The organism is Bacillus sp. Brlt_9 (assembly GCF_051948935.1).
Classification (GTDB): domain Bacteria; phylum Bacillota; class Bacilli; order Bacillales; family Bacillaceae_G; genus Bacillus_A.
The window spans coordinates 1,057,236-1,071,545 of the sequence record NZ_JAYJLO010000002.1; the positions used below are offsets into that span (position 1 = coordinate 1,057,236).

A 14,310-nucleotide genomic window follows, 5' to 3' on the forward strand; every position below is an offset into this window, starting at 1 on the left:
CATATGAATCCATAGTTTTCATACAGGTTGCATGTAAAAACTTCTTTTTCTCTCTATGTTTTTTCTTTTCCTTATAGAATCCTTATAATTGTCGTTTACTCTAGAATTACAATATACGAGGAGGAAGTTTAGGATGACTGAGATGATGTTAGAAACAAAAAATCTTTGCAAAACATTTAGAAAGAACAGTGTGGTACAAAATATTTCACTTTCTGTACCGAAATATGCAATTTATGGATTGTTAGGTCCTAATGGGGCAGGGAAATCGACAACTTTAAAAATGATAACAGGTATGCTTATACCTACTTCTGGTGAGATTTATTTTGATGGTCATAAATGGACGCGGCAAGATTTACATTCTATTGGTGCTTTAATTGAGTCTCCACCACTTTATGAAAATTTAACAGCAAGAGAAAATCTGCAGGTTCGTACGACTGTTTTAGGTTTGCCTAAATCAAGGATTGATGAAGTATTGCATGTTGTGGAGCTAGAGAATACAGATAAGAAAAAAGCGAAGAATTTTTCTATGGGGATGAAGCAACGATTGGGAATTGCGATTGCCTTGCTGAATCATCCGAAGTTTTTAATATTAGATGAACCGATGAATGGACTAGATCCTTTTGGGATTCAGGAATTAAGAAAGCTAATCCTTTCCTTTCCCGCAAAAGGAATTACTGTCATTTTATCCAGCCATATTTTAAGCGAAGTAAGTCAAATTGCAGATCATGTTGGGATTATATCAGGCGGTGTATTGGGGTACCAGGGGAAGCTGAATAAGGATGATGACCTGGAAGATTTATTTGTACAAGTGGCTGGAAAGTATAGAAGGGAGGTATAAGAAATGAATCTATATATTGCATCTGAAAAAATTAAAATTAAACATACTTTTTTGAACAAACTTATATGGCTAGTTCCATTTGCTACAATACTAATTGCTTTTTTATTATCGAGGGATTATTTTCAATTATCTAGTTACAATTGGTGGTACATTACGATGCTTCCAGGAATGGTTTCTTTAAGTTGTGTACTTCTTGCGGAGAAAGATAAAAAAATGAATAATCGTTCCATCTTATCGTTACCAGTTTCATTAAAACGAGTATGGATTTCTAAAGTGTTACTAATTTTAGGGATCTTGAGTTTTTCATGCATACTGTTTTTCTGTGGAATCGAGTTATCTAGTTTACTAGTAAATAAAGGGGATTTCCGAATCATTCCTACGGTAAATGCACTATTAGGAAGCGTTCTTTTAATCGTTACTTTTATGTGGCAAATTCCAATCTGCTTGTTTTTAGGTAACAAAATAGGTCTATTTCCGACGCTTCTGTTGAATATAGGGGCAAATGGAATTTTTGGCGTTGTATTGGCAACAAAAGATATTTGGATGATTAGTCCATACACATATCCAAGTAGACTGATGATTCCTATTTTAAAAATACTACCAAATGGTTTGTATGCAGAAACCGGAAGTGTAACGTTTAAACCAGAACTCCTTTCCTACGATGCAATTTTGCCAGGTATAGTAATTTCTGTTGTGTTGTTCCTGTTATTCACTTATGTGACGGCAAAGTGGTTTGAAAAGCAGGAGGCAAAATAATATGGCGGTTTTGTCGAGGGTATTAAGAGCTGATTTTATAAAAATGAAACACACGATTTTTTTCTGGATACATGTAGCGATGCCAATCATCGGTATTGCTCTTTTTTTAAGTTATTATTCCTTTTCAAAATTTGATTCTATAAATAAAGTTTCAGGCTATATACAAGTATTATCGATATCTTTTCCGTTGCTAATTAGCATAGTGTGTTCTTCTGTCGTGGAACAGGAAGCTTTGGCAGGGAATTTTAAAGAACTTTTATCAACGGAATACGGAAGACGTAAAGCGTTAATTAGTAAAGTATGTTTACTTTTAATATGTGGGTTTTGTTCCACTATGTTGGCAGTCGTTGGGTTTGCGACAGGTTTTCATTTTCTGTTAGGACAAAATGAAATTCCATTTGCTTTGTATGTTGAAATTTCCTTCATTCTTTTTAGTTGTCAAATCTTTATGTATATATGGCATCTGTTCTTAAATTTTCGCTTTAGTAAAGGTGCTTCCATGGGGATTGGAATTATAGAAAGCTTGCTGGCAGCTTTAATGCTTACAGGGATGGGGGATGTGATTTGGAAATACACGCCATGTGCGTGGAGTATGAGATTATGCAATTATTTTTTGGAATACAAATTAAGTACTAGTTCTATTCGTGCCTTACCAGTAGAGGCAGCAACTGGAGCAGTGATTTGCGTTTGTTTCACGATCATTGCATTTGTTATTTCCCTTGTATGGTTTTCCTTTTATGAAGGCCGTAAAGAAATGTAAGTGCATTTGTATTATAATGGAAGCGAGAGGAGGGATTCTATATGGCAAGAATATTAGCAATTGATGATGAAGAAGGCATCCTTTATATTATAAAAAGTGCTTTAGAGAAAGAAGGCCATGAGGTAACTGCTGTTAGTAATCCTCTTACTATACAAAAGGAGAAATTTTGTCATTATGATTTAATTCTATTAGATGTCATGATGCCAGAAATAGATGGATTTACACTTTGTAAGGAAATACGGGATTTGGTTGATAGTCCAATTGTGTTTCTAACAGCCAAAACAATGGAGAAGGATCTGATCACAGGGCTTAGTCTCGGTGGAGATGACTATATTACAAAACCTTTTGGACTTGGAGAACTGCGTGCGAGGGTGTCCGCACATGTAAGGCGTGAGCATAGAGAAAAGCAAAATGCATTTTTCCTGTCAGGTCTTACATTTCATCTATCATGTAAAGAAATATGGCATGACGATACATCTATTGCATTTACGAAAAGTGAGTATGGAATTTGCGAGTATTTAGCTTTGAATCATGGACAAGTATTTTCAAGAGAAAAGATTTACGAAAATGTTTTTGGTTATGAGGGAGAAAGTGATAACCAAGTAATTGTGGAACATATTAAAAATATCCGTCATAAATTATCTAAGTATGGCATGAATCCAATAGAAACAGTATGGGGAATTGGTTATAAATGGAGAAAGTAAAAAAACAAATCAACCTTAGCAAAATATTAATCCAGTATATCTTTGCATTTTCAATAGGAACGATTGCATTAGTTACTTTTTTTATGATTCTATTCCAAATTGGAGTTAACGCAGAGATAATCCTTCCAGCGAATTATTATGAAAAACAGATTGAATCACAAAGAGACGCCATAGTTAAAGCCGAAGAGGACGATGATCAAATTTTAAAACAATATAAATATGCTGTGTATGATTTTTCAGGAAACGTTATTCAAGGGAGTATTAATAAAGAATATGCGGGGCAAATATGGAATAACATGCAGAATGATGAAAAAGGCGATGGTAAGTACTATTATGCAATTATAGAACGCGATAAAGATGTTTGTGTCATTCTATATACTTTACATGCTACTTTTAAAAATCCTTTTTTGCAGAAGTATTTACCAAGTCCGGAAGTTTGTGAAATTGTTCTTTTTATTCTACTATTTGTTGCCGAAGTGATATTTCTATCTCGCTCTTTTGGTAAATCATTGTCAAAGGAAATGCTGATTTTGAGAAATGTAACAGATAAAATTCAAAAGGAAGATTTAGATTTTCAAGTGGAACAATCTAAAATAAAAGAAGTGAATGAAGTATTAACTTCTTTAGTAAAAATGAAAGATGAATTAAATCGTTCGTTACGTACGCAGTGGAATATGGAAACAAATAGAAGAGAGCAGATTGCTGCTTTGGCACATGACATCAAAACGCCATTAACGATATTGAGAGGGAATGCAGAGCTATTAAATGAATCAATGCTAGATTCAAATCAGAAGAAATGTAATGAGCATATTTTGAAAAGTATTGATGAGATGGAAATATATATGAAATCTTTGCTCGATATTACGAAATGTGAGGAAGGCACTTCACTTCAATTTAAGCAAATAGATCTACATAACTTTATTCGTAATATTATAGAAGAATGTGCAATTTGTGTTTTGGGCAAACAGTTAAATTTAATTAAAAATGTTCAGGATATGCCAAATTTGATTCATGTTGATGAGACTGCTTTGAAAAGAGCCATTATGAATATAATGATGAATGCAATTGAATATTCTCCAACAAACGGTGACTTGATGTTTTCAGTGGAAATGATTAGTGAAAAACTGCAATTTATTGTCGAGGACTCGGGAAGAGGGTTTACAGAAGAGGAAATAAATTCAGCTACAGAGCAGTTTTATAGAGGAGATAAAAGTAGAAACTCTAAAAATCATCATGGAATGGGCTTATACATTGCTAAAAATTTTGCAAAGCAACACGGTGGAAACCTTTACTTAAGTAATTCGGAAAAGCTGTGCGGTGCAAAAGTTGTTTTGGAAATATCAGTGTAGTAGAGAGGATACAGATTAGAACAAGTCGCTCCTTTTTCATATAATTCTTTTGCAACTATATATATAAAATTCATTTATAAACTAGAAATAATCTATTTGTAGTTTATATGTGTTTTCTTATTTTTTTGTAAAGAAAGAGGTTTTTAATTTACAGATTTATCGGAATTATGTAAAGTGTAGATAAAACCATAAAATGGGGTGTTCTTTATGTGTACTAGTTTGACATTACAGACAAAAAACGGTCAGCACCTTTTTGCAAGAACGATGGACTTCACATTAGATATGAATCAAGAAGTAATAATCATTCCTCGACATTACCAGTGGAATAATATAACTGGTGAAATTATTAATACGAAACATGCTACGGTTGGAATGGGAATTAATCATCAAGGAAGGATCATTATGGCGGACGGAGTAAATGAAGCAGGTATGACATGTGCAACACTCTATTTTCCAGGATTCGCTACTTATAGTCAAAGCATAGATGACAACAAAACGAATTTGGCTCCATTTGATTTTGTAACTTGGAGTCTTACACAATTCAATTCTGTCAAAGAGTTAAAGAAATCTATAGATAGCCTTACCTTTTTGGATATACCATTACCGGATTTAGGACTTACGCCACCACTACATTGGATTTTAGCGGATAAATGGGGGGATTGCATTGTACTGGAGCCGATAAGTGAAGGATTAAAAATGTATGACAACCCACTAGGCGTGATGACGAATAGTCCGGAATTTAATTGGCATTTGCAAAATTTAAGACAATATATTGGTCTTAAATCGCAGCCATTCGCGCCAACTGAGTGGAGTAACTTACCATTAAGTGCTTTTGGTCAGGGCTCAGGCTCAATGGGACTTCCAGGGGATTTCACCCCGCCATCAAGGTTTGTGCGAGCAGCATATGGTAAACAAAATATTCAAGGTATAGATAGTGAAGAAGAGGGAGTATCGGCCCTATTTCATATCTTATCAAATTGCGAGGTTCCTAAAGGCGGAGTAATAACAGAAGAAGGTGCATTAGATAATACCATTTATACAAGCGTAATGTGTATGGAGTCTGGAACATATTATTATCATACCTACGATTGTAGACAAATTATAGCCGTTCATTTATTTCATGAAAATTTAGATACAGATGAGATTAAATCCTATCCATTCCAGCGGAAACAAAAAATATTTTATGAAAACTAAGTAACTTTGAAATTGTGTTTGGTAAATTTAAAAATATGTATAATAGAGCAATAATGGCCTATAAAAAGTAGGAATCGGAAGGGATATAAATTCAATTCAATGAATTCTAGAAGGCCCATTAAAGTACCATTAGGTGAAATAAACATGAATGTACGCCATTTATAAATAGTAAAGAACAAAAAAGGTGTGGAAAATATCCATACCTTTTTTGTTCTTCTATTATCTATGTATAAAAAAGCGCTGTATATCAGCACTTTTTAAAAGTACACGAGTTGTATAAGAAAGATTTATAGATTACCTATAACTATGCAAGGTCTAATATAGATTCTTATTTGATTAATTGTTATAAGAGTCTATAAGGTTATTTATTTTTATTATTATTAATTTTTTCCGTATATAACACCTGTTCTTTATAGTGTTTTTTAATTGGAAAAGTATGTGTACCAGAGCCGTTTTTGAAGTTTTTATTAATGGGATTTTTTAGCGGGATTGTTGTAGTTTCAGTAAATTCATATGGGTAGTTTATTTTAGATTTATCTTCAAACATGAAAATGCCTCCTTTTAGGATTTCCTGAATTCTTTACTATAACATGATATGCATATAGATTTTTTTTGGACTAGTTATTTATAGAGGTTAATGGAATTTAATTGCGTACCTATTGGAATATTTCAAAGGAAAAGAATGTGAGAAATATATGATAATGATTTCTTTTATTTATTAGTGAAGGGAATGTCGTATATATATTCGTTATAAAATGTTTTTATAATATGATTCATATAGGGTTTTCCTGATAATATAATGCGGAAGATTATAGTGTTATTAGGTTATTAGGAACATTTAATGCTGTTTCATAACTGAAAGGGAATTGAAAAAAAACTGAAACTTTTCTCATAAAAATTCAATCTAACTTGAAAAATGAAAGGAAAATGAAATTTTCCAAAAGATATTCTTTGTTAAGATAAAAAGCATACATACAAAAAGTATTGACATATCTTAAAAATGTATTTTCAATATATAGTGGGGGAAAAGATGAGAGTAGAAAAACAATTAATAAAAAAGATGTATTATGAAACATTCCTAATGGAGAATGAAACAAAATCACCTCTTGACGTACTTGGAGAAGTTTATGTGAACGAAGAAAGAAATGAGATTTCTGATGGATCTTACATTCGTTTTGCACAAGGTGAGTTTTATTATCAGCATCAAGATTTTGAAGCAGCTATTTTTAAATGGGAGAAAGTTAATAATGAATTAGCACCGTGGGCACAAAAAAATATTGCGGATGCCTATTTTGAGCTTAATCAATTACAAGTTGCTGAAAATGTTTATACTTCCATTACTACTGATAATATAATATTGATGACGGAAATTAGACTACAATTACTTTCTCTTTACATAGAGCAAAATAATGTTGACTCAGCTTTCGCTGTTATTAAAGAAGCAGTTTCTTTAAATCCGGATTATCCAAATGTCACAAAAATTGCCCGTTCCTTTTATGAGGAGCAGCAAGATTTTGATAGTGCAGTAGAGCTTGCTGTGAATGAGTTAATTCGAACAGAATCTTATCCGTGGTTTGAGGTTTTAAAAGGATATATCGATAAAAGATTTACTAAACATATTGCACCAGATTATTTCTATGAAGTATTAGTTACGTTAAATAATGTAGATCAAGTACAATTTACGCAAATGGTTTCATCACTTTGGAACAGTTATAAAAATGAACAAAATTACTTATTATGGCTTAACACAATAAATGAATTTTTCTTACATATTGAAATACATTCGTCCGATATATGGGACAAAATTTCTTCTCTTTACGAAGAAACGTACTTTGAATTAATTCAAGGTCAATATATGCTTAAACAATTGCACGATATTATTCCAAACTTGTTAACAAATTGGTTAAAGGTAGTCAATCCATCTTATGCTGTATTCCCATCAGCGGCTGTATTGGCATGGGATGAGATTTTCCCTTCCAAAATAGATTCAGACAATATAAAACATGCGGAAAATCTGTTGTTATATTCTATTAATCATGTGAATGGCTTAGAGTATAGTTTGCATCTTTTTGAATCTATTACAGAGTGGGCACAAGAGCATAATATAGAAATGGGTCACCGATTTAGATGGTTAGTTGGCGAACTCGCAAATTTAAGCACAAACCGCATTTTAGTAACAGGAACTTCAGGGAACGGAAAAACTACATTTATTAACTCTATATTAGGAGAAAATATAATAGAAAAATCAATTTCGAATGTAGTAGTTTTAAAAAATGATGCTCATACAGAAATTAACGCCATAACAGACTATGCAATTACAACAACGGAAGATATCTCTGATTACCATAATATGATGTCTCAACACCATCAAACATATAGAGATAGAGCATGTGTTGAATTTAAATTACCGTGCAGATTTTTAAGTGAAAATAAACTTACATTTGTAGTTACACCTGGCTTTAATAGGAATAACGACACTAGAGATGAAATATTCGAATATTTAAACTCTGTAGACGAATTACTATTCGTATTGAATGCGGATTCACCTTTTACTGACAAAGAACGTGACATTCTATTAAGCATTCAAGAACATACACCAAATTTACAAATTCATTTCTTATTAAATAAAATCGATAACATATACAGTGAAGCAGAAGTGAAAAGAGTATTATATGATACGCAAGCGAGAATAAACACATATTTCCCGCAAGCGAGAATTTTCCCTTACTCTTCGCTATATACAAGTAGTCAACAATTAAATGAGTTGACTGAGTTTATTCATTTTAACTTTAATCATAAAAATATCGATGCAGAACGTACTGAAAAGCTATTGTTCTTCATTCGAAAAACAATTACATATCTTTTGGATAAACGCGTTGAGAAAGAAAACAATCTAGTGGATGCGATTAATTGGAATGAAGATATGCTAGTGAAACTAAATGGTAGTATGAATAACCTTACTGCTTTTGAGAAGGAAAAAATTCATTTCATTACACAGTCATATCGCACAATGAAAACGGAAATTACGAACGATCTTACTGAAAATATTCCGAAGATATTACAGAGTTGTTCGGATTTAATTAGTGAAGAAAGTAATTTCGGGCACATGGATACGGAACTAAATAAAGCAATGAATGAGAGAGTGCATAAATATTTAGAACAAACGGTATTACCTAAACTTGCTCTTTCTATGCAAAATTGGATTGCAACTTCTAATAATAAGCTCCTTGAAAGTCAATCATACCTAGAAGAACTTAGTGAAGGACTTAATTCTTTATTTGGAGAAAATCGAATACAGTTAGCATGTGATTTTAAAGTGCTTGATGACTGGAGCAGAGATACGGACAGAATGACGACTAGAATACAAATGGATGAAGTAAATATTTTACGTCGATTTACGCCAGCACAATTTTTACTAAAAAGTGCCGGTAAATTATTTGGAGTTCTTCCTAAAAACAAAAGTATTCTATATAACAAATATAAACAGTATGTAGAAAATGAAGATTATACCGAGGTAACAACTTCTATTATGAAGAAATTTTTCTTGCAATTTGAGCTATTTGAAAACACGCAAGAGAGGGATATTCATATATTCTTTAGGAATCCATTTAACTCCTTGAAACAAGCTGTAGAAAACACGCATTTAGAAATACAAGAAAAACAAGAGATATTACATAAAATGAAATCAAATCCAGAAGTCTACCATGATTCTATCATGCTCTTTGAATTGAGACTACGTCAATGTGAAGTGATTTTAAATATAGGTAATGATTATACCTATACAGATGTAACTTTAGAAACAAGTGTAGAATAAAAGTAAAATATATGAGGTTTTTTTATATGAAATTGCATCATATGTTATAAGATAGTAAAAGGGAGCAACTGTAATGAGTTGCTCCCTTTTACTATTTAAATTATTTTTCAGTCTCTTTAATTTTAGTTTGTACTTCGCCAGTTTTCATTTTATTACTTTCTGAGAAACGTAATAAATCGCCTTCAATAATTTTGTCAGACATTCGTAATTCATTTTGTGCACGGTTAATGAGTGCTTGTGCTTCTTTTTTTGGTAAATCTACAATTTCACCTGTAATGCGGTCATAGAAAGTGTTGTTTGTGTATGCATACTTGTCTGTAATAAAGCTACCATCACGTAAAACGACAAAGCCGGTATATTCATCTGAAAACATATCATGACCAAAACGGATATCGTTCGTAGTATCAATCCCTAATAAATTTAGAATCGTAGGTTTCATATTGATTTGTCCCGTAGGCTTTGAAATCGTTTGACCTTCTGTTTGGCCAGGCATATGAATATATAAAGGTGTGCGTTGTAAATTTAAAGTATCAAATTCTGTTATTTGATCTTTTTCTAAAAACTGTGCCATTGCACGATTATGTTTTTCAGAAATACCATAATGATCACCGTATAACACAATAATAGAATCATCATACATTCCTTCGGCTTTTAAACGCTCAATAAATTTTTTAATGGATTCGTCTAAGTAACGTGCTGTTACGATATAACGATCAAATACACCATTACCAGAGTTATATGGTTCAATGAATTTTGTATCTTCATCATACGTAAATGGATAATGGTTCGTTAACGTAAGGAAACGAGCGTAAAATGGTTGATCAACAGTTTTTAATATATCTACTGATTGATCGAAGTATTCAATATCTTTTAATCCCCAATTTAAATGTGTTTCGGGTGTAATTTTGTAATCAAGTTCATTATAGTAACGATCATATCCAAGAGCAGAGTACATGATATTACGATTCCAAAATGTTGCGTTATTTGCATGGAATACAGAAGTGAAATAGCCTTGCTGACGTAAAATTTCCGGAGTCGCAGTATAATCATTGTTACCGTGCGTGAAAAATACAGCTCCTCGATTTAATGGATATAACGACGTATCAATTAGAAATTCAGAATCGGATGTTTTTCCTTGCCCAGTTTGGTGGAAAAAGTTATCGAAGTAATAGCTTTCATTTATGAATTCATTCAAAAATGGCGTAACTTCTTGACCGTTAACTGATGCGCCTATTAAGAAGGTTTGCAAGGATTCAAGAGTAACGACAATTACGTTTTTTCCTTTTGCTGCACCAAACATATTAGGGTTTGGCTCACTTTGGTTTGCCTTTACGTAGTTTTCAGTTTCTTGTAATTTACTACTATCAGCAAGTGCTTTTTGTGATCCTGCTTTTACTTGCAGTGTTAAATCATATACTTGATGAGTGTATAGTCCTAAATTTTTAACAAGCATGACTCGGTCAAATGATCTCGTTAATAGTTCAGGTCGTTCTTTTTCTGCAAGATGTAGATTTGCAAAAAATACACCGATCGTTAAGAGAAAATATACGAAGCGTGCCGGATGAGTTACACGTCCTGTTTGGAAGACTAGTGCCTTCTTCTTTAACAAAATAAAGAAGAAAATAATGTCTACGAAAGCGAGTATAATTTTATAGTTCAATATTTCTAAAATACTGCCGCCTAATTGACCAAAGTTTGATGTTTGTCCAAGTACTGGTAACGTTACGAAATCACTATAAAAATCATAGAACATGACATTCCCAACGAGTACGATTGTTAATAATAAATTAATACATAGCGCTATATAATTTCGCTTTTCACCGGTTGCAAATAATGCTAATCCGACAAAAGCTAATGATGTAGCGAGAGGGCTAATAAATAAAATAAGCTCTTGTGTAGAAGACTCAATTTTTAAATCAAAACTGAATCTTGTAATAAGATATGTTTTTAACCATACTGCTAAAGCAATTATTAAAACAAAGCTTATATTTTGCATTTGTAAATTAATTTTATTTTTCATTGTTACACCTTCTTTATACAATTTATTTAACTTATGTTATATATTATGTTTTTATAACTATCTGAGTATAATGAACCATTCAGCTTATGCTTTCTAAAGGTCATAATATGAAGTATTCATATACGTACAATGGGGAATTTTAAAGCGTAAATCTATTTTTTAGAAACAGAACAGAAAAAGTCATAGTTGTAGTAAAAAATACTTATAGACATCCTAACATATTAAACACTATGATGATGTTACAAAATATCGAACAAATGAAAGTGGAAATGAATAGAGGCTTTTAAAACTATTGACATTCAATTTGTTAGAATTGAATGTCAATAGCTATGTTAAATATGTATCTCGTAAAATCCTGATTCCTGGCAGGAGAAGCGTTAGTAAGTTATTACTATGGAATTTAAAATATTTAATTGCAATCTGAATGAAGGAAATTAAATATGAGATAAATATTTTCCAACATACAACCCACTTGCAGCAGCTTGAGATAAGGAATGAGTGACGCCGGAACAATCTCCAACTAAAAATAGTCCATGCACACTTGTTTCAAAATGGTTATTGATTTTTATCATAGGAGCATAGAACTTTCCGTCAATTCCATATAACAAAGTATCTTTATCAATCGGTTCTCGGATAAATTGTTCTAATCGTAATAAAAACTCTTTAAGCCCTTCAATATATAATGGAGGAATCTCTGTATGCAAATCGCCATAATCTCCTTGTAGTGTAGGATGTATACGGTTATGTTTCATGACGTTCTCTGTTGTAGGTTGTTCATTTAGTAAGTCCTCTAAGCGCTGAATAACAATCCGATCTTTTCCTTGGTTAATGTTTTTAATAATTGAACTCGCGTATATATTTGCTTCTTTGAGAGTTGAAAAATAGCGCGGGATAAATAAAGTGAAATTTAAGTTAGGTGTGCCAGTTCCTTTCTCTCGAAAATTTTGACCGTCAGGCATAACTAAACCTTCTTCGTACTTTCTAATAATACGTCCTTTTGGATTCATACAGTACGTAGTTGCAGTGAAGTTTTCATGCTCATAAGAAAGTTTTGTCTCAAATGTATCTTTTAATATAGAACGTAATTGGTGTTCTTTCATCTCTACTCTAATACCTAAATCTACACGAGTTTGTTCCTGAGAAATATTGAGAGAAGTGCACATTTTTTTTAACCAATCCGCTCCGGAACGTCCAGTTGCAAATACTAGTTGCTTGGATTGAACTGTTCCTTCATTTGTCTCTATTGTAAAATGATCTTTCTGTTTCATAATATGTTGTACATCTATATGAAATTGTATATTTATTTTCGTAAGTAAAAATTCATAGAGTTGCTGAAAAATCTCACTTGAAAGGGTAGTACCAAGATGCCTTACTTCTGTTGTGAGCATTTGTAAGCCACACGCTTCAGCTCTCTTATTGAGAGTTGGATTTTCTGTAGAATATTTTGAAACAGAACTTCCTCCGAACTGACATAGAATTTCATCTACTTCAGCCATAAGTTGTATAAAGCCTTCTTTACCGACTTTTTGCTCAAGTTCTCCGCCAAATCCGTTTGTATAATTAAACTTCCCTTCAGATTTTCCTAAACCACCAAACCCGAAATATTTAGCACATGTATTACAAGTACATGCTTTTCCTGCGTCTAAAGGACAATGACGATCTTCTAGCGCTTTACCTTTATCCAGAATTAAAACCTTTTTGTTACTTTTAGCTAGTGAATAAGCCATAAAAATGCTACTTACTCCAGCTCCGATAATTGTAACATCATACATATTCTTTCACCTGCTAACGAATAGTTTGTTTTTTATTTTTCTAGTGTATAACAATTTTATGAAGTTAAGAAATAGCTTTTATTAATAAAGAAGGAGTATTTGAACTTGTTGCTTTTTAATTTCTCCGACTGGTGGAGTAAATACAAATGTTTTTATTTGAAAGAAGAGATAGTTTTAAAAAATCACTATGTCATATGATTAATAAAATTTTACATATAAAAAAACAGACCTTTTAAGTGAAGAGGTCTGTAAATGAATTTAAATCTTATTTAGCGAAGACGTGGTTACCGATTCCTGCTACTGTTTGACGTGTCGTAATCCATTTGTCTGTTGATGTTTTCGGATTATAGAAATAAAGCCAGTCAGAATGTATTCCATTTGTGGAGATAGCCTCTTCTACTGCCATTTTTGCTTCTGGGCTTGCAGGATGATTAATTCTTCCATCTGTAACAGGAGTAAAGGCATAGCCGTGTTTAATAGGTTCATAAATAACACCGGTTATTGTATTTGGAAAACCTTTTGCATTTACACGGTTTAGTATAACTTTCGCTACTGCTACTTTTCCTTTATATGATTCGCCACCTGCTTCAGCGGTAACTAAGCGTGCCATTAAGTCTTTTTCTTTTTGTGAAATACTTGAGTTAATTTTTAAATGTTGTCCTGTATAAAGCTTGTTTCCGACTGTATTGTTCATTTGTTTTATAGATTGGACAGTGACATTGTAACGTTTTGCTATCGTTTCTAATGAATCTCCCGGTTGAACTTGATAAATAATTTGTCCAGAAATGTTCGCAGGCTTGGCATTTTGGCGAACAGTGATTTCATTTGAGTTGACGGAACCTGGAATATGTAACTGTTCACCAATAAAGGTTTGATTGTTTCCTTTATGATTAGCCTGTTTAATGGATTGTATTGAAACGCCGTATTGTTTACTAATGCCCCAAAGTGTATCGTTCTTTTTTACTGTATGAATAGTAGAAGCTTCAGCTGTACTTTGACTACATACGAATGTAATTGCAGCCGCAGATAAAGGGATTATATGTTTTATTTTTAGTAATTTCATTGTAAATCCTCCTAAGAAAAAATTAAGGTGAAACTATTAA

11 protein-coding genes are annotated in these 14,310 nt (G+C 32.4%); 7 read left to right on the forward strand and 4 right to left on the reverse strand.

Going from position 1 to position 14,310, the window contains the following annotated elements; genetic code table 11:
• The first annotated feature begins 133 nt into the window (after nucleotides 1-133).
• From VF726_RS11780 to VF726_RS11805, 6 genes are all read left to right on the forward strand, one after another.
• Nucleotides 134-838 (forward strand): lantibiotic protection ABC transporter ATP-binding protein, encoded by a 705-nt coding sequence (locus VF726_RS11780; protein ID WP_262740358.1) that lies wholly within the window; start codon nucleotides 134-136, stop codon nucleotides 836-838.
• A 3-nt stretch (nucleotides 839-841) separates the two neighbouring features.
• Nucleotides 842-1,594 carry a lantibiotic immunity ABC transporter MutE/EpiE family permease subunit gene (locus tag VF726_RS11785; protein ID WP_440168165.1) on the forward strand — a complete coding sequence of 251 codons (753 nt, stop codon included), beginning with the start codon at nucleotides 842-844 and terminating at the stop codon, nucleotides 1,592-1,594.
• 1 nt (nucleotide 1,595) lies between these two features.
• Nucleotides 1,596-2,354, forward strand: a complete 759-nt coding sequence (locus VF726_RS11790) for a lantibiotic immunity ABC transporter MutG family permease subunit (protein WP_262740356.1) — start codon at nucleotides 1,596-1,598, stop codon at nucleotides 2,352-2,354.
• Nucleotides 2,355-2,395: 41 nt separating this feature from the next.
• On the forward strand, nucleotides 2,396-3,058 hold the full coding sequence (locus VF726_RS11795; protein ID WP_262740355.1) for a response regulator transcription factor: 663 nt from the start codon (nucleotides 2,396-2,398) through the stop codon (nucleotides 3,056-3,058).
• The gene (locus tag VF726_RS11800) at nucleotides 3,046-4,407 is read left to right on the forward strand and encodes a sensor histidine kinase (RefSeq protein ID WP_440168168.1); all 1,362 of its coding nucleotides are present in this window, start codon (nucleotides 3,046-3,048) and stop codon (nucleotides 4,405-4,407) included. Before VF726_RS11795 ends, VF726_RS11800 begins: the two co-directional genes overlap by 13 nt.
• 207 nt (nucleotides 4,408-4,614) lie before the next feature.
• Nucleotides 4,615-5,601 (forward strand): choloylglycine hydrolase family protein, encoded by a 987-nt coding sequence (locus tag VF726_RS11805; protein ID WP_440168170.1) that lies wholly within the window; start codon nucleotides 4,615-4,617, stop codon nucleotides 5,599-5,601.
• Nucleotides 5,602-5,962: 361 nt separating this feature from the next.
• On the opposite strand, the gene VF726_RS11810 is transcribed toward VF726_RS11805, so the two are convergent.
• Nucleotides 5,963-6,148, reverse strand: coding sequence for a hypothetical protein (locus tag VF726_RS11810; protein ID WP_000461128.1), 186 nt, complete (start codon nucleotides 6,146-6,148; stop codon nucleotides 5,963-5,965).
• A gap of 453 nt (nucleotides 6,149-6,601) precedes the next feature.
• On the opposite strand from VF726_RS11810, the gene VF726_RS11815 reads away from it, so the two are divergent.
• Nucleotides 6,602-9,415, forward strand: coding sequence for a dynamin family protein (locus VF726_RS11815; protein WP_440168172.1), 2,814 nt, complete (start codon nucleotides 6,602-6,604; stop codon nucleotides 9,413-9,415).
• 100 nt (nucleotides 9,416-9,515) lie between these two features.
• Here VF726_RS11815 and VF726_RS11820 read toward each other — a convergent pair whose 3' ends face one another.
• From VF726_RS11820 to VF726_RS11830, 3 genes are all read right to left on the reverse strand, one after another.
• Nucleotides 9,516-11,435: an LTA synthase family protein gene (locus VF726_RS11820; RefSeq protein ID WP_440168174.1), complete on the reverse strand. Its 1,920-nt coding sequence runs from the start codon at nucleotides 11,433-11,435 to the stop codon at nucleotides 9,516-9,518.
• A 434-nt stretch (nucleotides 11,436-11,869) separates the two neighbouring features.
• Complete coding sequence (locus tag VF726_RS11825; protein ID WP_440168176.1) at nucleotides 11,870-13,207, reverse strand: NAD(P)/FAD-dependent oxidoreductase; 1,338 nt, start codon at nucleotides 13,205-13,207, stop codon at nucleotides 11,870-11,872.
• A 265-nt stretch (nucleotides 13,208-13,472) separates the two neighbouring features.
• The gene (locus VF726_RS11830; RefSeq protein ID WP_440168178.1) at nucleotides 13,473-14,270 is read right to left on the reverse strand and encodes a cell wall hydrolase; all 798 of its coding nucleotides are present in this window, start codon (nucleotides 14,268-14,270) and stop codon (nucleotides 13,473-13,475) included.
• Between the last annotated feature and the right edge of the window lie 40 nt (nucleotides 14,271-14,310).

Excerpts from the sequence above, each read along its gene's own strand:
- VF726_RS11795 (WP_262740355.1), top strand. The coding sequence starts at position 2,396 with ATGGCAAGAATATTAGCAATTGATGATGAAGAAGGCATCCTTTATATT.
- VF726_RS11790 (WP_262740356.1), top strand. The coding sequence starts at position 1,596 with ATGGCGGTTTTGTCGAGGGTATTAAGAGCTGATTTTATAAAAATGAAA.
- VF726_RS11820 (WP_440168174.1), bottom strand. The coding sequence starts at position 11,435 with ATGAAAAATAAAATTAATTTACAAATGCAAAATATAAGCTTTGTTTTA.
- VF726_RS11800 (WP_440168168.1), top strand. The coding sequence starts at position 3,046 with ATGGAGAAAGTAAAAAAACAAATCAACCTTAGCAAAATATTAATCCAG.
- VF726_RS11830 (WP_440168178.1), bottom strand. The coding sequence starts at position 14,270 with ATGAAATTACTAAAAATAAAACATATAATCCCTTTATCTGCGGCTGCA.
- VF726_RS11810 (WP_000461128.1), bottom strand. The coding sequence starts at position 6,148 with ATGTTTGAAGATAAATCTAAAATAAACTACCCATATGAATTTACTGAA.
- VF726_RS11780 (WP_262740358.1), top strand. The coding sequence starts at position 134 with ATGACTGAGATGATGTTAGAAACAAAAAATCTTTGCAAAACATTTAGA.
- VF726_RS11805 (WP_440168170.1), top strand. The coding sequence starts at position 4,615 with ATGTGTACTAGTTTGACATTACAGACAAAAAACGGTCAGCACCTTTTT.
- VF726_RS11815 (WP_440168172.1), top strand. The coding sequence starts at position 6,602 with ATGTATTTTCAATATATAGTGGGGGAAAAGATGAGAGTAGAAAAACAA.
- VF726_RS11825 (WP_440168176.1), bottom strand. The coding sequence starts at position 13,207 with ATGTATGATGTTACAATTATCGGAGCTGGAGTAAGTAGCATTTTTATG.
- VF726_RS11785 (WP_440168165.1), top strand. The coding sequence starts at position 842 with ATGAATCTATATATTGCATCTGAAAAAATTAAAATTAAACATACTTTT.